This is a genomic window from Variovorax sp. FG153, assembly GCF_057809595.1.
Window position 1 is genome coordinate 49,453 of the sequence record NZ_JBMDKG010000003.1, and the last position, 17,174, is coordinate 66,626.

A 17,174-nucleotide genomic window follows, 5' to 3' on the forward strand; every position below is an offset into this window, starting at 1 on the left:
GTCAGTAGAACATCTTCGGCAGCCACAGCACGAGCTTGGGCATGTAGGTGATCAGGCCCAGGCTCAGCAGCAGCGGCACCAGCCAGGGCAGGATGGCCATGGTCGTGCGCTCGAAGCTCAGGCCGGCCACGCGTGCCAGCACGAACAGCACCATGCCCATCGGCGGGTGCAGCAGGCCGATCATCAGGTTGAGCACCATCACGAGCCCGAAGTGGATCGGGTCGATGCCCAGCTGGGTGGCGATGGGCAGCAGGATCGGGACCAGGATGGTGATCGCGGCGGTCGGCTCCAGGAAGCATCCCACGAACAGCATCAGCAGGTTGGCGAGCAGCAGGAAGACCCAGGCCTCCTTGGTGAATCCCAGCACCCAGCTGGCGATGTCGGTGGTGACGCCGGTGGCCGTCAGCATCCAGCCGAAGATCGAGGCGGCCGCCACGATGAACAGCACCGTGCTCGTGGTCTCGATGGTGTCGAGGCAGACCTTGACGAACATCTTCCACGACAGCGTGCGGTACCAGGCGAAGCCCAGGATCATCGCCCACACGCAGGCCGCGATCGCGCCCTCGGTGGGCGTGAACAGGCCGGTCGTCATGCCGCCGATCAGCAGCACCGGCGTCATGATCGGCAGCAGCGCCTCGAAGCGGAAGAGCTTGTCGAGCACGAACAGCGAGGCCAGCCCGACGAACACCGAAAGCTGCGCCGGCGCGTCGAACTTCGCCACCACCACCCACAGCAGCAGCGGCCAGCCGATCACCACGGCCAGCTCCACCAGGGCCTTGAACAGCCGCGTGCTCGAGAACTTGATGTCCGCGCCCCACTTGTTCTTGTGCGCGTAGTAGGCCACCGTCAGCATCATCAGGATCGCCAGCAGGATGCCCGGCAGGATGCCCGCGAGGAACAGCGCGCCCACCGAGACGTTGGCCATCATCCCGTAGATCACGAAGGGCAGGCTCGGCGGGATGATCGGCCCGAGCGTGGCCGAGGCGGCGGTCACGCCCACCGCGAACTCGGTGGAGTAGCCGTGCTCCTTCATGGCCTTGATCTCGATGGTGCCCAGGCCGGCCGCGTCGGCGATGGCCGTGCCGCTCATGCCCGCGAAGATCACCGAGCCCAGCACGTTCACGTGGCCCAGGCCGCCCTTGAGCCAGCCCACCAGCGCGAGCGCGAAGTTGTAGATGCGCGTGGTGATGCCGGCGTTGTTCATCAGGTTGCCGGCGAGGATGAAGAAGGGCACCGCCAGCAGCGGAAAGCTGTCGATGCCGCCGACCATCCGGTGGATCACCACGAAGGGCGGCAGCGTGCTGTCGCTCACCAGGATGTAGACCAGCGAGGCGCCGGCCATGGCGATGGCCACCGGGATGCCGCCGGCCATGAAGACGAGGAAGATGATTTTCAGCATGGTGTGGGAACCGGGTCTGCCGTGGCCTCAGCGGTCGGCGAGGGTGGATTCGGGACGCTCGAGCACGCTGTAGCCGCGCCGCCAGTGGATGCGCAGCACCTGCAGCGAGCGCCAGGCCATCGCGGCGAAGCCGGCCAGGCACAGGCCGTAGACGATGTTCATCGGCGCATCGACGATGGTCATGCGCGTCTGGTTGCCGATCTTCATCATCATCTGCACCGTCATCACGATGGCCGCGAGGAAGAAGGCCACGCGCAGCAGGTCGACCAGCCGCGACAGCCACAGCCCGGGCGCGCCGCGCAGGTAGCGGTAGAAGAAGTCGACCTGGATCTGATTGTTCTTGGCCACGCCGATCGCCGCGCCGATGAACACCACGCCGATCAGCATGTAGCGCGCGACCTCCTCGGTCCAGGCGGCCGAGTCGTTCATCACGTAGCGCGTGACGAACTGGTAGAACACGGTGAGCCCGAGCAGCCAGAACAGCGCGAGGGAGATCCAGCCCTCGGCGATGGTGTCGGAAAGGTCCACGGCCTCGTCCTGCGCATGGAAGTGGCCTTCTTCGTCGATGATTTTCTCGTCGCTCATAACGATCTCCTCGTGGGTGGTCGGCGCTCGCGGCACGGCCCTCCTTGCGCGCGAAAGGAGGCCGGCCGCGCGAAGCGGAAGGGAAGGGCGGGCCTACTTGATCGCCAGGATGCGGTCGTAGTCCTGCTGGCGGTAGCCGTTGTCGGTGGGCTTGGTCGCCTTGAGCACGGCCTCGCGGAACACGTTCTTGTCGACCGTGATCACGTTGTTGCCCTTCTTCTTGAATTCGTCGACCAGCCGCGCCTCCGAGGCGATGATCTCGCGGCCCGTGCGCTCGGCCGCTTCCTCCATCACCTCGCTGAAGATCTTCTTCTCGTCGGCCGACAGCCGGCCCCAGAGCTGGCCCGAGCAGATGGTGAGCAGCGAGTCGACGATGTGGCCGGTCAGCGAGATGTTCTTCTGCACCTCGTAGAACTTCTTGGCCTCGATGGTCGGCAACGGGTTCTCCTGCGCGTCGACCGTGCCGTTCTGCAGCGCGAGGTAGACCTCGGCGAAGGCGATCGGCGTCGGATTCGCGCCCAGCGACTTGGGGAAGGCGAGGTAGGCCGGCGCGTCGGGCACGCGGATCTTCAGGCCCTTCATGTCCTCGGGCTTGCTCACCGGCCGCGCGGCGCTCGAGGTGACGTGGCGCGCGCCGTAGTAGCTCAGCGCCGTGATGTGGTTGCCGCTCTTGTCGTCGTAGCCCTTGGCGAGTTCCCTGAACACGTCGCTCTTGGCGTACTTCAGTTGGTGCTCGGCGTCGCGGAAGATGAACGGGAAGTAGGAGATCGCGAGCGGCGTGTAGGTGCGGCCCGCGAAGCTCGCGCCCGACAGGATGATGTCGACCGTGCCCAGCGTCAGGCCCTGGTTGATGTCGGCCTCCTTGCCGAGGCTGGAGGCGGGGAACACCTGGATGTCGTACTTGCCGTTGGTGCGCTTCTTGATCTCCTCGGCGGCCCACAGCGAGTACTTGTGGAAGGGCTCCGAGGTCTCGTAGACGTGGGCCCACTTGAGCTTGGTCTGGGCCGAGGCGAGGCCCGGCGCGCCGAGCGCGCCGGCCGCGAGGGCGCAGGCGGCGAGGGCCTTGAGGGTGGTGCGTTTGCTGTTTCCGCTGCTGCTGATCATGTGGCTTGTCTCCGTTATCGTCGTGGCAGGAAGAAGAAGGAACGCTGGCGAGAAGTCAGGAAGGCTTCGCGCGTCGCCAGCTCGCGCTGAATCGCTGGTGGGACTTGTCCATGTGCTCGTGCATCGCGGCGCGCGCGGCCTCGGCGTCGCGCGCGGCCACCGCGTCGCGGATCGCCTCGTGCTCGGCGATGGCCGAGCGCCACGAGGACACCGTCTCGAAGTAGCCGCCCAGGCGCGTGAAGATCGGGCCCTTGCGCGAGTCCCAGAAGTTCTGCACCGTCTCGATCAGCACCGCATTGCCGCTGGCGCCGACGATCGCGAGGTGGAAGGCGCGGTCGCCCTCGAGCGGCATCACCTTGCGGTCGGCCAGTTCGCGCATGACCTCGATGGCGCGCGTCATCGCGTCGACGTCCTTGCGCTTGCCCATCTGCGCCGCGATGGCCGCGGTCTCGCCCTCGATCACGCGGCGCGCGCGGATCAGCTCGAGCGGCCCCCATTCGGTGGGCGCCACCGGCGCGCTGGCGCGGTGCGAACGGTCGAGCACGTACACGCCCGAGCCGGTGCGCACCTCGACCCAGCCCTCGACCTCAAGCGCGATCAGCGCCTCGCGCACCGAGGGGCGGCTCACGCCGAGCTGCTTGGCCAGGTCGCGCTCGGCCGGCAGGCGCGCGCCCACGGCGAACTCGCCCTGGCCGATCAGCGCACGCAGCTGGTCGGCGATCTGGCGATATAGGCGTTGGGGTTCGACGGTCTGCAGGGGCACGGAGAAGAGAAGGTGAGCAGGTTTAAGGGTTGTCCTGAATTGGACAAGTGGTAAGGCCAATTCAGAATACGATGCGCGGCCCGTGCCACCCATCGGGCCAAACCCGAATCGGAGACACCATGAGATTGAAGGGAAAGACCGCGCTCGTCACCGCGGCCGGCCAGGGCATCGGCCATGCGAGCGTGCTCGCGCTCGCGGCCGAGGGCGCGCAGGTCTGGGCCACCGACGTCAACGTGCAACTGCTCGAGCGCTACGCTGGCGTGCCGAACGTCACCGCCGCCAGGCTCGACGTGCTCGACAAGGCCGCCATCGGCGCGCTGGTGTCGACCCTGCCGCCGCTCGACGTGTTGTTCAACTGCGCGGGCGTGGTGCACAACGGCACCATCGAGCAGGCCAGCGACGACGACCTCGCCTTCGCCTTCGCGCTCAACGTGCGCGCCCAGATGTGGACCATCCAGGCGGTGCTGCCCGGCATGCTCGCGGCGGGCCGCGGCAGCATCATCAACATGGCGAGCGTGTGCTCGAGCATGAAGGGCCTGCCCAACCGCTTCGTCTACGGCACGACCAAGGCCGCGGTGCTGGGCCTCACCAAGAGCGTGGCGGCCGACTACGTCACGCGCGGCATCCGCTGCAATGCGGTGTGCCCCGGCACGGTCGACACGCCTTCGCTGGGCGAGCGCATCAACGCCAACGCCGACCCCGAGGCCGCGCGCAAGGCCTTCGTCGCGCGCCAGCCCATGGGCCGGCTCGCGCGCGCCGAGGAGATCGCGCCCGTGGTCGTGTTCCTCGCCAGCGACGAATCCATCTTCGCCACCGGCCAGGCCTTCACGGTCGACGGCGGCATCACCATATGAACCAGCTCGACTTCGCCGGCCGCCACGCGGTGGTCACAGGCGGTGCCACCGGGCTGGGTTTCGGCATCGCGCAGCGGCTGGTCGCCTCGGGCGGCACGGTCACGCTGTGGGACCGCGACGAGGCCGCGGCCGCGCGCGCCGCCGAGTCGCTGGGCCCGGGCAAGGCGCGCGCCCTCAAGGTCGACGTCTCGCAGCAGCCCTCGGTGGCCAAGGCGGTGGCGGCCACGCTCGCGCATGCGCCGCGCATCGATGCGCTGGTCAACAGCGCCGGCATCACCGGCCCCAACGCCAAGCTCTGGGACTACCCGGTGGACGACTGGCGCCAGGTGATGGAGGTCAACGTCAACGGCGTGTTCCTGTGCTGCCGCGAGGTGGTGGCGCAGATGCGCGCGCAGGGAGGGCAGGGCCGCATCGTCAACATCGCCTCGGTGGCCGGCAAGGACGGCAATCCCAACGCCAGCGCCTACAGCGCCAGCAAGGCCGCGGTGATCGGCCTCACCAAGTCGCTCGGCAAGGAGCTCGCCGACACCGGCATCCGCGTCAACTGCGTGACGCCGGCCGCGGTCAAGACCGCGATCTTCGACCAGATGACGCCCGACCACATCGCCTTCATGCTGTCGAAGATCCCGCAGGGCCGCTTCGGCACCGTCGAGGAGGTCGCGGCGCTGGTAGGCTGGCTGTGCACCGACGACTGCTCGTTCTCGACCGGCGCGGTGTTCGACCTCTCGGGCGGCCGCTCGACCTACTGATCGCCCCTTCCCACAGAACCATCCAACCACCCAAGGAAAAGCAAGCATGAAACTCGTCCGCTACGGCAACCCCGGCAAGGAGAAGCCGGGCCTCGTCGACGCCAACGGCCAGCTGCGCGACCTGAGCGCCGTCGTCAAGGACATCGGTCCCGAGCAGCTCGGCGATGCCGCCATCGCCAAGCTGCGCAAGATCAAGACCGACAAGCTGCCGCTGGTCAAGGGCAAGCCGCGCTACGGCAGCCCCGTGGCCCGCGTCGGCAAGTTCATCGCCATCGGCCTCAACTACGCCGACCATGCGGCTGAGTCGGGCCTGCCGGTGCCCAAGGAACCCGTGGTCTTCATGAAGGCCACGAGCTGCATCCAGGGTCCGAACGATCCCGTGATGCTGCCCAAGGGCTCGGTCAAGAGCGATTGGGAAGTCGAGCTCGGCGTGGTCATCGGCACGCGCGCGCGCTACGTCTCGCAGAAGAGCGCGCTCGACCACGTGGCCGGCTACTGCGTCATCAACGACGTCAGCGAACGCGAGTTCCAGATCGAGCGCGGCGGCACCTGGGACAAGGGCAAGGGCTGCGACACCTTCGGCCCCATCGGCCCCTGGCTGGTGACGCGCGACGAGGTCGAGAACCCGCAGAAGCTCGCGATGTGGCTCGACCTCAACGGCCAGCGCGTGCAGACCGGCAGCACCAAGACCATGATCTTCAGCGTGGCGAAGATCGTGAGCTACGTGAGCCAGTTCATGACGCTGGAACCCGGCGACGTGATCACCACCGGCACCCCGCCCGGCGTGGGCATGGGCATGAAGCCGCCGCTGTTCCTCAAGAAGGGCGACGTGATGGCGCTCGGCATCGAGGGCCTGGGCGAGCAGCGCCAGGAAGTGGTGCCCTTCAAGCTCTGAGTCCGGCGGCAGCCGGGCCTCTCGCTTCCCGCCATCGACGGCCCCTTGGGGGGCCGTTTTCGTTTCCGCGCACGTTCAAATGTCCCATTGACAGAACATTGAAACTGCAAAAACATCGCCTGCATGTCGCAGATGCCCTTGCCCAAGTACCACCAGATCTACCTGGTGCTGCGGGAGCAGTTGCATGAGGGCCGCTTCGCCGCCGACGGGCTGCCGGGCGAGCTCGCGCTCATGCAGCAGTTCGGCGTGGCGCGCGTCACCGTGCGGCGCGCGCTCGAGCAGCTCGCCGCCGAAGGGCTGATCTCGCGCACGCCGGGCCGCCGCACGCGGCCCATCGGCCCGGTCGCGGGCGAGGCGCCGAGCGCGCCGGCCAGCGAGCGCGCCAACCTGCGCGGCCTGCTCGAGAACCTCGTCACCATGGGCCTGCACACCTCGGTCAAGGTGCTCGAGGTCGCGACCATCACGGCCTCCTCGCAGGTGGCCGAGGCGCTGCAGCTGCAGCTCGGCGACCCGGTGCAGAAGGCGGTGCGCGTGCGGTCCACGCGCGAAGGCCCGCTCTCGCACATCACGACCTACGTGCCCGACACGATCGCGCGCCGCTTCGGCCGCCGCGAGCTCTCGAAGAAGCCGATCCTGGTGCTGCTCGAGGAGTCGGGCGTGAAGGTGGGCCGGGCCCACCAGACCATCTCCGCGCGCCTGGCCGACAACGTGCTCGCGCAGCACCTCGACGTCTCGGTCGGCTCGGCCCTGCTCGCGGTGCGCCGCCTGATCTACGACGAAGACGAGCGCCCGGTGCAGTGGCTGCACGGCTTCTACCGTCCCGACCGCTACACCTACGAGATGCAACTGTCCCGCGTCGGCAGCATCGACGCCAAGGTCTGGGTCAGCCGGGACGTGTCGGCCAAGTTCAACTGAAGACAAAGAAAAGGAAACGCCCCATGCAGACCCGCCGCCGCTTCGTTTCGCAGTCCGCCACCCTGGCCTCCGCGCTCGCCTTCCCGCTGATCGGCGGGGCCCAACCCAAGCCGCTGAAGGTGGGCGTGCTGCACCCGGTGACGGGCGCGCTCGCCTACTCGGGCCAGCAGTGCCGGCTCGGCGCGCAGCTCGCGATCGAGGACATCAATGCCGCGGGCGGCATCAAGTCGCTCGGCGGCGCGAAGCTCGAGGCCCTGCTGGGCGACGCGCAGTCGCAGCCGCAGGCGGGCGCGGCCGAGGTCGAGAAGATGAACGAGGCCGGCGTCAGCGCCATCGTCGGCGCCTACGCCTCGGCGATCTGCCTGGCCACCACGCAGGCCGCGGCCAAGTACAACCTGCCGCACGTGGTCGACGTGGGCGTGGCCGACCAGATCGTCGAACGCGGCCTGAAGAACACCTTCCGCTTCGGCCCCGGCTACCGCAAGTCGACCGAGGTCGCGATGGCCAACCTGCTGGTGCTCAACAAGGCCGCGGGCAACCCGGCCAAGACCGTGATGGTGATCCACGAGGAGTCGCTGTTCGGCGCCGGCACCGCGCAGCTGCTGGCGCGCGAGCTGCCGGGCTACGGCTTCGAGGTGAAGGAGGTGGTGAAGCACGCCAACCCCACGCGCGACTTCAACAACATCGTGCTGCGCATGAAGTCGATCAACCCCGACATCGTGATCCCGGCCAACTACTACAACGAGTACGCGCTGCTGGTGCGCACCATGCAGCAGCAGAAGGTGGTGCCCAAGGCGATCTTCTCGGTGCTCGGCGGCGCGGCCTCGAGCTACAAGTTCGTGAAGGAGTTTCCCGACGCGGCCAACGGCATCATCGACTGCAACCACTGGTTCAATCCCAGGGACAAGCGCGCGCAGGAGCTGCGCAAGCGCGTCGAGGCCAGGGGCCAGTTCTTCAGCTACGAGGTCTTCATGACCTATGCCTCGATGTGGCTGCTGGCCGATGCGCTGGAACGCGCCAGGTCGGGCGAGCGCGCCGCGATCGTCGACGCCCTCGAGAAGAGCACCTTCTCGAACCACTTCATGCCCTATGGCCCCACGAAGTTCGTCAATGGCCAGAACGAGGGCGCGCAGCCGCTGATGACGCAGGTGGTGAAGAACGACATCAAGGTCATCATCCCGCGCGACTACCGCGAGGTGGAGCCGCTGTTCCCGCTGAAGGCATGAGCGTGAGAAAAGTGATCCCTAGGGGGCCCTGCGGCCGTCGATCAGGCGCGGAGCCCGGCATGTGGTGCGGGGCGGGCGATCCCCTCTGCGCCGCCGAGGAGCGCAGCGTTTCGCGGATCAGGGCTCGCAGCTGTTTGAGCGAAGCGAGTTCTGCGAGACCCCGCGAAACGCGAGCACCGCAGGGCAGCCGCGAAGCGGCCGGCGCAGTGGGGTCGCTCGACCCGCACCGCATGCCGGGCGGTCTCCAAAACGAGAGCACGTTCCCCAAATGCTAGACCCCAGCATCCTCTTCCCCTCGGTGCTCAACGGCCTCACGACAGGCGCCGTCTACGCACTGATCGCGCTGGGCCTCACGCTGATCTACGGCGTGCTGCACATCATCAACTTCGCGCACGGCGCCTGCCTGATGGTGGCGCTGTACGCGGTGTACTTCCTCAAGGAGCGGCTGGGCATCGATCCCTACCTCGCGCTGCCCGTGGTGGTGCTGGGCATGTTCGCGCTCGGCTATGCGCTGCAGCGCGTGGTGATCAACCGCGCGGGCCACGGCAAGGACGAGAACATCCTGCTCGCCACGCTCGGCATCGCGATCGTGATGGAGAACCTCGCGCTGCTGTTCTTCAAGTCCGACACGCGCAACATCGACACCGCCTACTCGCTGAGCACCGTGGCCATCGGCCCCGCGATGATCGCCGTGCCCAAGCTGGTGGCCTTCGCGGGCGCGCTCGTGGTCTCGGGCATCCTGTTCTGGATCATGGGCCGCACCGACCTCGGCCGCGCCATCCGCGCCGTCGCCAAGGAGAAGGAGGGCGCCAAGCTCATGGGCATCGACGTCGACCATGTCTACGCCATGAGCTTCGGCATCGGCCTGGCCTGCCTCGGCGCGGCCGCCTGCTTCCTGCTGCCGGCCTACTACGTCAACCCGCAGGTGGGAGGCAGCTTCGTGCTCGTGGCCTTCACCATCGTCGTGCTCGGCGGCATGGGCAGCTTCGTCGGCGCGCTGATCGGCGGCTTCCTGGTCGGCGTGGTGGAGTCGCTCGGCGGCCTCTACCTCGGCGAATCGCTGGGACAGATCGGCATCTTCGCGATCTTCATCGGCGTGGTGCTGTTCCGGCCGCAGGGCATGTTCGGAGCCAAGGCATGAGCGCGGCGAAGCAACTCGCGGGCATCGCGCTGTTCGCCGTGCTGGTGGCGTGCGTGCCGCTGGTCACGACCTCGGGCGTCACGCTCAACTTCGTGATGATGGCGCTCTACGCCACGCTGATCGCTCAGGCCTGGAACATCCTCGGCGGCTTCGGCGGCCAGTTCTCGTTCGGCCACGCGCTGTTCTTCGGCACCGGTGCCTACATCCAGGCCATCGCGCAGCTGCAGGGCGGCATCAACGCCTGGGTCGCGCTGCCGCTGGCCATCGCAGGTGCCGCGCTGGTCGGCCTCTTCATCGGCGCGCTGAGCTTTCGCTACGGCCTCAAGGGCTCTTACTTCGCGCTGGTCACGCTGGCCTTCGCCGAGGTGTTCCGCATCCTCGCGCTGTCGGTCGACTTCACGGGCGGCGGCGTCGGCCTGATGGTGCCGCTGCGCGAGTCGGTCGCCAACCTGCAGTTCGCCACGCGTGCCGGCTACCTGTGGGTGGTGCTCGCGATGGTCGTGGTGGCGCTGCTCGTCACCTGCTGGCTGCGCAATGGCCGCTTCGGCGCCTACCTGCAGGCGGTGCGCGACAACGAGGACGCGGCGCGCGCCGTCGGCGTCGACCCCTTGCGCGTCAAGCTCGCGGCCATCGGCCTGTCGGCCGCCTTCATGGGCGCGGCCGGTGCCTTCTACGTGCAGGTGTTCCAGTACATCGATGCCGGCATCGCCTACGGCCCGGCCGTGTCGGTCGAGGCGCTGGTGGCGGCCATCGTCGGCGGCATGGGCACCGTGTGGGGCCCGGTGCTCGGCGCGGTGGTGCTGCACCTGCTGTCGGACTTCACGCGCAACCTGTTCGGCGAGCTGCCGGGCATCAACATGGTGATCTACGGCACCGTGCTCGTGCTGATCGTGATCTTCGTGCCGCGCGGCATCGCGGGCATCGGCCAGTCGGTGCGGCAGCTCTGGAACGCGAAGGGAGGCCGTGATGAGTGACGCTTCCCTGCTGGTGCTCGAGGGCGTCTCGCGTTCCTTCGGCGGGCTCAAGGCGGTGCAGAACGTGAGCCTCGCCGTGCGCGAAGGCAGCCTCAGCGCGTTGATCGGTCCGAACGGCGCCGGCAAGACCACGCTGTTCGCGCTGATGTCGGGCTTCCTCAAGCCCGACGCCGGCAGCGTGCGCTTCGCGGGCCAGGACATCACCGGCCGCGAGCCGCACCGCAATGCCGCGCTCGGCATGACCCGCACCTTCCAGATCGTGAAGCCCTTCGCCGCGCAGACCGTGCGCGAGAACATCGCGGTCGGCGCCCACCTGCACCTGCGCGGCCGCACCGAGGCGCTGCGCGAGGCCGAGGCCGTGGCGCAACGCGTGGGCCTCGCGCCGCAGCTCGACAAGCCCGCCTCCGACCTCACCGTGGCCGGCCGCAAGCGCCTCGAGCTCGCGCGCGCGCTCGCCACCCGGCCGCGCCTGCTGCTGCTCGACGAGGTGCTCGCCGGCCTCAACCCGCAGGAGATCGCCGAGATGATGCCGGTGGTGCGCGGCATCGCCGCGAGCGGCGTGACCGTGCTGATGATCGAACACGTGATGCAGGCCGTGATGAACCTCGCCGAGCATGTCTGGGTGCTGGCACAGGGCCAGCTGATCGCCGAGGGCAGCCCGGCGCAGGTGACCTCCGACGACCGGGTGGTCGAGGCCTACCTGGGCCACGGCACCGCGGCGCGGCTGCGCAAGGCCGCAACGGGAGCCGCAGCATGAGCGCTTTGCTGGAAATCGAAGGGCTGCGCGGCGGCTATGGCCGCGTCGAGGTGCTGCGCGGCGTCGACCTGAAGGTGAACGCCGGCGAGATGGTCGCGCTGCTCGGCAGCAACGGCGCGGGCAAGTCCACCCTCAACAAGATGGTCTGCGGCCTCACCCCGGCCTGGGGCGGCACGGTGCGCTTCGACGGCAAGGACCTGAGCGGCGCGCACTACCGCGACGTCGTCAAGGCCGGTCTGATCCAGGTGCCCGAGGGCCGCAAGGTGTTTCCCAACCTCAGCGTGCGCGAGAACCTCGAGCTCGGCTCGTTCACGCGGGCGCGCGAGCGCCGCGCGCAGAACCTCGAGAAATCGTTCGCGCTGTTCCCGCGCCTGCGCGAGCGCATGGACCAGCATGCCGGCACCATGAGCGGTGGCGAGCAGCAGATGCTGGCCATCGCGCGCGGGCTGATGGCCGAGCCGGTGCTGCTGATCCTCGACGAGCCTTCGCTGGGCCTCTCGCCGCTGCTGGTCGAGGAGATGTTCACGCTGATCCGCGAGCTGCGCGATGGCGGCCTGGCCGTGCTGCTGGTCGAGCAGAACGTCGGCCAGTCGCTCGAGATCGCCGACCGCGCCTACGTGCTCGAGAACGGCAGCGTGCGCTTCTCGGGCCTGCCCGGCGAGCTGCTCGTGAGCGACGAACTGCGGCGTGCCTACCTGGGACTCTGAGGCGCTTCCCTCCACGATCTCTTCCGGAGAACAACACATGAAAAGACGCGACATCCTCCTTTCGTCGCTGGCCGCGGCATGGGCCGGCCACAGCCTGGCGCAGATCGGCGGCGCGCCGGTGCGCATCCTGGTCGGCGCGCCCGCGGGCGGCTCCACCGACACGCTGGCGCGCTCGCTGGCCGTGAGCATGGGCCCGGCGCTGGGCCGCAACGTCATCGTCGAGAACAAGCCCGGCGCGGGCGGCAACATCGCAGCCGATGCCGTGGCCAAGGCCGCGCCCGATGGCAACACGCTGCTGATGAGCTTCACCAGCCATGCGATCAATGCCACGCTCTATCCGAGCCTGCCCTTCGATCCGGTCAAGGACTTCACCGCGCTCACCTGCGTCGCGACCTCGCCCTCGATCCTCGTGGCCCATCCCTCGGTGCCCGCGAAGGACGTGCGCGAGCTGATCGCGCTCGCCAAGGCGAAGCCGGGCCAGCTCAACTTCGCGATCGGCGCCGTGGGCTCCTCGCTGCACATGGCGGGCGAGGCCTTCAAGATGCAGTCGGGCGTGGACATCGTGAACATCCCCTACAAGGGCACCTCGCCAGCGGTACAGGACGTGCTCGCGGGCCAGGTGCAGCTGATGTTCGCGGCCGTGGGCAACGTCAAGGCCCACATCCAGGCCGGCAAGCTCAAGGCGCTGGGCGTGACCACGGCGAAGCGGCTGCCGGCCTTCCCCGAGGTGCCGGCCATCGCCGAGGCGCTGCCCGGCTACGAATCGAGCGCCTGGTTCGGCCTGTTCGGCCCCGCGCGCATGCCCGCCGAGCGCATCAAACAGATCGGCGATGCCGCGCGCCATGCGCTGCAGCAGGCCGACATGCGCCAGCGCCTCGAGATCGAGGGCGCGATCCCCGTCGGCAATTCGAGCGAGCAGTTCTCGGCCTTCGTGCAGAGCGAGATCGTGCGCTGGGCCAAGGTGGTCAAGTTCTCGGGAGCCAAGCCCGAATGACCTCGACGGCTTCAGCACAGACCCTGGCGCAGAAGCTCATCGCGCGCGCCAGCGGCCGCGAGCGGGTGGCGGTGGGCGAGATCGTGACCTGCGGCGTCGACCTCGCGATGTTCCACGACTCCTCGGGACCGCGCCGCTTGCAGCCGATGCTCGAGGAACTGGGCGCGCAGATCTGGGACCGCTCGCGCGTGGTGCTCGTGATGGACCACTACGTGCCCGAGCGCGACGACGACTCGCGCCGCATCGTGCGCATCGCGCGCGACTGGGCGCGCGACCAGCAGCTGCCGCACGTCTACGACAGCCAGGGCATCTGCCACGTGGTGGTGCCGCAGCACGGCCACATCCGCCCCGGCATGCTGTGCGTGGGCGGCGATTCGCACTCGCCCACGGGCGGTGCCTTCGGCGCCTACATGTTCGGCGTCGGCAGCACCGAGATGCTCGGCGTGGTGGTCACGGGCGAGATCTGGCTGCGCGTGCCCGAGACCCTGCGCATGTGGTGGGACGGCGCGCTGCCCGCGGGCGTGACCGCCAAGGACATGATGCTGCACATGATCGGCCGCTTCGGCATGAACGGCGGCCGCTACCAGGCCGTGGAGTTCGCGGGGCCGGCGGTGGTCGCGCTGTCGATGCAGGAGCGCATGACGCTCTCGAACATGAGCGCCGAGCTCGGCGCGCAGGCCGGGCTGATCGCGCCCGATGCCACCACGGCCGCGTTCCTGGCCGGTGCCGGTGCGCCGCCGGTCGACATGGCGCCGTGGTTCACCGACGCCGATGCCGCGCTCACCGACCACCGCTTCGATGCCGCCACGCTCGAACCCCATGTGGCGGCGCCGCACAGCCCGGCCAATGCGCATGGCGTGAGCCGCTTCGTCGGCACGCCGGTCGACGTGGCCTACATCGGCGCCTGTACCGGCGCCAAGCTCGACGACCTGCGCGCCGCCGCGCAGGTGCTGCGCGGCCACAAGGTCGCGAACGGCATCCGCCTGATCGTGGCGCCCGCGAGCCTGCGCGACCAGGAGCAGGCGCGCGAGGAGGGCGTGCTGCAGGTGCTGATGGAGGCCGGCGCCGAGCTGTTCCCCACCGCCTGCGGCGCCTGCTCGGGCTATGGCGATCCGATGGGCGACGACATCACCGTCATCTCGACCACCGCGCGCAACTTCAAGGGCCGCATGGGCTCGCCGACCGCGCAGGTCTACCTGGGCTCGCCCTACACCGTGGCGGCCGCCGCGCTGCGTGGTTGCGTGACCGATCCGCGCGAGGTGCTGGCATGAGTGACCGGGACCTGCACCGTCTGCACCGGGTATGGCGCCTGGGCGCCGACATCGACACCGACGCGCTCGCGCCCGGCCATGCGATGAAGCATGGCATCGACCGCATCGCGCAGCACTGCCTCGAAGCCATCCGCCCCGAGTTCGCGCGCGAGGTCCGAGCGGGCGACGTGATCGTGGCCGGCCCCAACTTCGGCATCGGCTCCTCGCGCGAGCAGGCCGCGGCCGTGCTGGTGCAGCTGGGCGTGGCCGCGGTGATCGCGCCCTCGTACAGCGGGCTCTATTTCCGCAATGCCTTCAACGTCGGCCTGCTGCTGTTGACCTGCGCCGAGGCCGAGTCGCTGCACGACGGCGAACAGATCGCGCTCGACATCGGCACGCCCGCGCTGCGCGGCGCCGACGGGCGCACGCTGGCCTGCGAACCCGTGCCGGGCTTCCTGACCGAGATGGTCGAGGCCGGTGGCCTGCTGCCGCTGCTGCGCCGTCGCATGGCGGCGAAGAAGGAAGCCGATGCCGCCTGACATCGATCCACGACGCGCGGTGCTGCAGGCCGTGGTGGCGCTGCATGCGGCGCGGCCGGCCGATGCCGAAGCCGCCGCGCAGGCGCGCCGGCTGCTGGTCGACACCGTCGGCTGCGCGCTCGCGGGCCGGCAGGCGGACGAGGTGCGCCGGCTCGAGGCCGCGCTCGCCGCCTGCGAACCCGGCGGCTTCGCCTTTCCCGCCGGCCCGTCGCTGGCCGTGCAGGCGGCCGCGCAGGTCATCGCCATGGCCGCGACCTGGGACGAGGCCTGCGAGGGCCATGCGCTCGCGCACGGCCGGCCCGGCGTGCCGCTGGTGGCGGCGCTGCTGCCGCTCGCGCTGCGGCGCGATGCCAGCATCGGCGACTTCGTCGATGCCTTCGTGCTCGGCTACGAGGTCGGCGCGCGCTGCGGCGCCTGGCTGCGCATCCGCCCCGGCATGCATGTGGACGCCAACTGGCCCGCGCTCGGCGTGGCGGCGGGCGCGGCGCGGCTGCTGGGCCTGGCGCCCGAGGCCATCGTGCAGGCCATCGACATCGCGGCCTGCCAGCTCGCCACCAGCCTCTACCTGCCGGTGGCGCAGGGCCGCACCGCCCGCAACACCTACCTGGGACACAGCGCCTCGCTGGGACTGCAGGCGGCCTTCGCGAGCGCGGCCGGCATCGACGCGCCCGAGGGCGCGCTGGCGCACTATGCGGCGAACCACGCGGCGACCGCCGCGCAGCCGCTGCCCGATGCATCGACGCTGCTGCTGCGCGACGCCTACCTCAAGCCCTTCGCGGCCGTGCGCCACGTGCACTACGGTGCGACCGCCGCGCGCGCCCTGCGCGAGCGGCTGGCCGGCGACACCGCGGGCGTCCGCCGCATCGTGCTCACGGTCTACGAGGAGGCGATCGTCTATTGCGGCAACCGCGCGCCGCGCACGCCGATCCAGGCGCAGTTCAGCCTGAGCTTCGGCCTCGCGGCGATGCTGCGCTTCGGCGACGTCGATCCCTCGGTCTATGCCGCGCCGCGCTTCGACGACGCCGAGCTGCGCCGGCTCGAGGCACTGGTCGAGCTCGAGGTCGACGCCGGTCTCACGGCGCGCCGCGAGCGCGGCGCCACGCTCGCGCTGACGCACGACGGCGGCACGCACGAAGAGAGCGTGACCACCATCGCGGGCGACGCCGACCATCCGCTCGACCGCGCGACCCTGGTCGCCAAGTTCAAGCACTACGCCGCGCAGTCCGTCGCGCCCGCGCGCTCCCAGGCCTTCTGCGACGGCGTGCTCGACGCGCCCGCCGGCACCGCGCTCGGCGCGCTGTGGCAACGGCTCTGACCCGATTCCTCTTCACCACCTTCACGCCCCACCCACCATGAAACTCCTGCGCTATCTCGCCAGCACGCTGCTCGTGTGCCTGCCGCTCGTCGCCGCCGCCCAGGCCGGCGGCTTTCCCGACAAGGCGATCCGCATCGTCGTGCCCTTCCCGCCGGGCGGCGCCACCGATGCCGCGGCGCGGCTGGTCGCGGTGAAGATGAGCGAGCGCTGGGGCCAGCCCGTGGTGGTCGACAACCGCGCGGGCGCGGGCGGCAACGTGGGCTCGGACCTCGTGGCCAAGGCGCCGGCCGACGGCTACACGCTGGTGATGGGCGTGACCGGCTCGCATGCCATCAACACCTCGCTCTACAGCAGGATGCCCTACGACCCGGTGGCCGACTTCGTCGCCATCAGCCAGGTGGCCGTGGTGCCCAACGTGCTGGTGGTGCATCCCTCGGTGCCCGCGAAGAACCTGGCCGAGCTGGTCGCGCTCGCGAAGAAGGAGCCCGGCAAGCTCAACTACGCCTCGCTGGGCAACGGCACGGCCGCGCACCTGGGCATGGAGATGCTCAAGGCCGAGGCCGGCGTCGACATCACGCACGTGCCCTACAAGGGCAGCGCGCCCGCGGTGTCCGACCTGCTGGCCGGCCAGGTGCAGATGATGGTCGACGGGCTGCCCTCGGCGCTGCCGCACGTCAAGGCCGGCAAGCTGCGCGCGATCGCGCTCACCAGCCTGCGCCGTTCGCCTTCGCTGCCCGATCTGCCGACCATCGCCGAGAGCTACCCGGGCTTCTATGCCGATGCCTGGTCGGGCCTGTTCGCGCCCAAGGGCACGCCGCAGCCGGTGGTCGACAAGCTCTCGGCCGAGGTGCAGCGCATCCTCAAGCTGCCCGAGGTGCGCGAGAAGCTGGCCGCGCTCGGCGCCGAGCCGGTGGGTTCCACGCAGGCGGAATTCGCCGCCCACGTGAAGAAGGAAATCGACAAGTGGGCCAAGGTCGTGAAGACCAGCGGCGCGAAGGTGGACTGAA

The 17,174-nt window shown here is 69.5% G+C and carries 18 protein-coding genes; 14 read left to right on the plus strand and 4 right to left on the minus strand.

What is annotated here, in order from left to right:
• Window position 1: 1 nt before the first annotated feature.
• The 4 genes from ACODT0_RS05460 to ACODT0_RS05475 form a co-directional block, all read right to left on the minus strand.
• Window positions 2-1,399 carry a TRAP transporter large permease gene (locus ACODT0_RS05460; protein WP_261214998.1) on the minus strand — a complete coding sequence of 466 codons (1,398 nt, stop codon included), beginning with the start codon at window positions 1,397-1,399 and terminating at the stop codon, window positions 2-4.
• Between the two features lie 27 nt (window positions 1,400-1,426).
• Window positions 1,427-1,984 carry a TRAP transporter small permease gene (locus ACODT0_RS05465; protein ID WP_261215000.1) on the minus strand — a complete coding sequence of 186 codons (558 nt, stop codon included), beginning with the start codon at window positions 1,982-1,984 and terminating at the stop codon, window positions 1,427-1,429.
• 93 nt (window positions 1,985-2,077) lie between these two features.
• Complete coding sequence (locus tag ACODT0_RS05470) at window positions 2,078-3,088, minus strand: sialic acid TRAP transporter substrate-binding protein SiaP (protein WP_261215002.1); 1,011 nt, start codon at window positions 3,086-3,088, stop codon at window positions 2,078-2,080.
• Window positions 3,089-3,143: 55 nt separating this feature from the next.
• Window positions 3,144-3,851: a FadR/GntR family transcriptional regulator gene (locus ACODT0_RS05475; RefSeq protein WP_057590941.1), complete on the minus strand. Its 708-nt coding sequence runs from the start codon at window positions 3,849-3,851 to the stop codon at window positions 3,144-3,146.
• A gap of 119 nt (window positions 3,852-3,970) precedes the next feature.
• On the opposite strand from ACODT0_RS05475, the gene ACODT0_RS05480 reads away from it, so the two are divergent.
• From ACODT0_RS05480 to ACODT0_RS05545, 14 genes are all read left to right on the plus strand, one after another.
• Entirely contained in the window at window positions 3,971-4,705 is a 735-nt protein-coding gene (locus ACODT0_RS05480) for an SDR family oxidoreductase (protein ID WP_489040806.1), read from the plus strand.
• Window positions 4,702-5,454, plus strand: a complete 753-nt coding sequence (locus tag ACODT0_RS05485) for an SDR family NAD(P)-dependent oxidoreductase (protein ID WP_261215006.1) — start codon at window positions 4,702-4,704, stop codon at window positions 5,452-5,454. Before ACODT0_RS05480 ends, ACODT0_RS05485 begins: the two co-directional genes overlap by 4 nt.
• Before the next feature lie 46 nt (window positions 5,455-5,500).
• On the plus strand, window positions 5,501-6,349 hold the full coding sequence (locus tag ACODT0_RS05490; protein ID WP_261215008.1) for a fumarylacetoacetate hydrolase family protein: 849 nt from the start codon (window positions 5,501-5,503) through the stop codon (window positions 6,347-6,349).
• A gap of 132 nt (window positions 6,350-6,481) precedes the next feature.
• On the plus strand, window positions 6,482-7,264 hold the full coding sequence (locus ACODT0_RS05495) for a GntR family transcriptional regulator (protein WP_296729243.1): 783 nt from the start codon (window positions 6,482-6,484) through the stop codon (window positions 7,262-7,264).
• A 23-nt stretch (window positions 7,265-7,287) separates the two neighbouring features.
• On the plus strand, window positions 7,288-8,490 hold the full coding sequence (locus tag ACODT0_RS05500; RefSeq protein WP_489040807.1) for an ABC transporter substrate-binding protein: 1,203 nt from the start codon (window positions 7,288-7,290) through the stop codon (window positions 8,488-8,490).
• A gap of 268 nt (window positions 8,491-8,758) precedes the next feature.
• Window positions 8,759-9,631 carry a branched-chain amino acid ABC transporter permease gene (locus ACODT0_RS05505; RefSeq protein ID WP_489040808.1) on the plus strand — a complete coding sequence of 291 codons (873 nt, stop codon included), beginning with the start codon at window positions 8,759-8,761 and terminating at the stop codon, window positions 9,629-9,631.
• Window positions 9,628-10,605 (plus strand): branched-chain amino acid ABC transporter permease, encoded by a 978-nt coding sequence (locus ACODT0_RS05510; protein ID WP_489040809.1) that lies wholly within the window; start codon window positions 9,628-9,630, stop codon window positions 10,603-10,605. Before ACODT0_RS05505 ends, ACODT0_RS05510 begins: the two co-directional genes overlap by 4 nt.
• A complete protein-coding gene (locus ACODT0_RS05515) occupies window positions 10,598-11,362 on the plus strand; it encodes an ABC transporter ATP-binding protein (RefSeq protein WP_093353983.1) in 765 nt (254 codons plus the stop codon). Before ACODT0_RS05510 ends, ACODT0_RS05515 begins: the two co-directional genes overlap by 8 nt.
• Window positions 11,359-12,069 (plus strand): ABC transporter ATP-binding protein, encoded by a 711-nt coding sequence (locus ACODT0_RS05520; RefSeq protein ID WP_261215021.1) that lies wholly within the window; start codon window positions 11,359-11,361, stop codon window positions 12,067-12,069. The genes ACODT0_RS05515 and ACODT0_RS05520 overlap by 4 nt, the downstream gene beginning before the upstream one ends.
• A gap of 37 nt (window positions 12,070-12,106) precedes the next feature.
• Window positions 12,107-13,063, plus strand: a complete 957-nt coding sequence (locus ACODT0_RS05525) for a tripartite tricarboxylate transporter substrate binding protein (protein ID WP_057590950.1) — start codon at window positions 12,107-12,109, stop codon at window positions 13,061-13,063.
• Window positions 13,060-14,334: a 3-isopropylmalate dehydratase large subunit gene (locus ACODT0_RS05530; RefSeq protein WP_208509322.1), complete on the plus strand. Its 1,275-nt coding sequence runs from the start codon at window positions 13,060-13,062 to the stop codon at window positions 14,332-14,334. The genes ACODT0_RS05525 and ACODT0_RS05530 overlap by 4 nt, the downstream gene beginning before the upstream one ends.
• Window positions 14,331-14,852 carry a LeuD/DmdB family oxidoreductase small subunit gene (locus tag ACODT0_RS05535; RefSeq protein WP_261215027.1) on the plus strand — a complete coding sequence of 174 codons (522 nt, stop codon included), beginning with the start codon at window positions 14,331-14,333 and terminating at the stop codon, window positions 14,850-14,852. The genes ACODT0_RS05530 and ACODT0_RS05535 overlap by 4 nt, the downstream gene beginning before the upstream one ends.
• Window positions 14,842-16,167 (plus strand): MmgE/PrpD family protein, encoded by a 1,326-nt coding sequence (locus tag ACODT0_RS05540; protein ID WP_489040810.1) that lies wholly within the window; start codon window positions 14,842-14,844, stop codon window positions 16,165-16,167. The genes ACODT0_RS05535 and ACODT0_RS05540 overlap by 11 nt, the downstream gene beginning before the upstream one ends.
• A gap of 37 nt (window positions 16,168-16,204) precedes the next feature.
• Window positions 16,205-17,173: a tripartite tricarboxylate transporter substrate binding protein gene (locus ACODT0_RS05545; RefSeq protein WP_489040811.1), complete on the plus strand. Its 969-nt coding sequence runs from the start codon at window positions 16,205-16,207 to the stop codon at window positions 17,171-17,173.
• Window position 17,174: the final 1 nt, after the last annotated feature.

Coding starts and splice junctions, on each gene's coding strand:
- ACODT0_RS05460 (WP_261214998.1), bottom strand. CDS start 1,399: ATGCTGAAAATCATCTTCCTCGTCTTCATGGCCGGCGGCATCCCGGTG.
- ACODT0_RS05465 (WP_261215000.1), bottom strand. CDS start 1,984: ATGAGCGACGAGAAAATCATCGACGAAGAAGGCCACTTCCATGCGCAG.
- ACODT0_RS05470 (WP_261215002.1), bottom strand. CDS start 3,088: ATGATCAGCAGCAGCGGAAACAGCAAACGCACCACCCTCAAGGCCCTC.
- ACODT0_RS05480 (WP_489040806.1), top strand. CDS start 3,971: ATGAGATTGAAGGGAAAGACCGCGCTCGTCACCGCGGCCGGCCAGGGC.
- ACODT0_RS05485 (WP_261215006.1), top strand. CDS start 4,702: ATGAACCAGCTCGACTTCGCCGGCCGCCACGCGGTGGTCACAGGCGGT.
- ACODT0_RS05490 (WP_261215008.1), top strand. CDS start 5,501: ATGAAACTCGTCCGCTACGGCAACCCCGGCAAGGAGAAGCCGGGCCTC.
- ACODT0_RS05495 (WP_296729243.1), top strand. CDS start 6,482: ATGCCCTTGCCCAAGTACCACCAGATCTACCTGGTGCTGCGGGAGCAG.
- ACODT0_RS05500 (WP_489040807.1), top strand. CDS start 7,288: ATGCAGACCCGCCGCCGCTTCGTTTCGCAGTCCGCCACCCTGGCCTCC.
- ACODT0_RS05505 (WP_489040808.1), top strand. CDS start 8,759: ATGCTAGACCCCAGCATCCTCTTCCCCTCGGTGCTCAACGGCCTCACG.
- ACODT0_RS05510 (WP_489040809.1), top strand. CDS start 9,628: ATGAGCGCGGCGAAGCAACTCGCGGGCATCGCGCTGTTCGCCGTGCTG.
- ACODT0_RS05515 (WP_093353983.1), top strand. CDS start 10,598: ATGAGTGACGCTTCCCTGCTGGTGCTCGAGGGCGTCTCGCGTTCCTTC.
- ACODT0_RS05520 (WP_261215021.1), top strand. CDS start 11,359: ATGAGCGCTTTGCTGGAAATCGAAGGGCTGCGCGGCGGCTATGGCCGC.
- ACODT0_RS05525 (WP_057590950.1), top strand. CDS start 12,107: ATGAAAAGACGCGACATCCTCCTTTCGTCGCTGGCCGCGGCATGGGCC.
- ACODT0_RS05530 (WP_208509322.1), top strand. CDS start 13,060: ATGACCTCGACGGCTTCAGCACAGACCCTGGCGCAGAAGCTCATCGCG.
- ACODT0_RS05535 (WP_261215027.1), top strand. CDS start 14,331: ATGAGTGACCGGGACCTGCACCGTCTGCACCGGGTATGGCGCCTGGGC.
- ACODT0_RS05540 (WP_489040810.1), top strand. CDS start 14,842: ATGCCGCCTGACATCGATCCACGACGCGCGGTGCTGCAGGCCGTGGTG.
- ACODT0_RS05545 (WP_489040811.1), top strand. CDS start 16,205: ATGAAACTCCTGCGCTATCTCGCCAGCACGCTGCTCGTGTGCCTGCCG.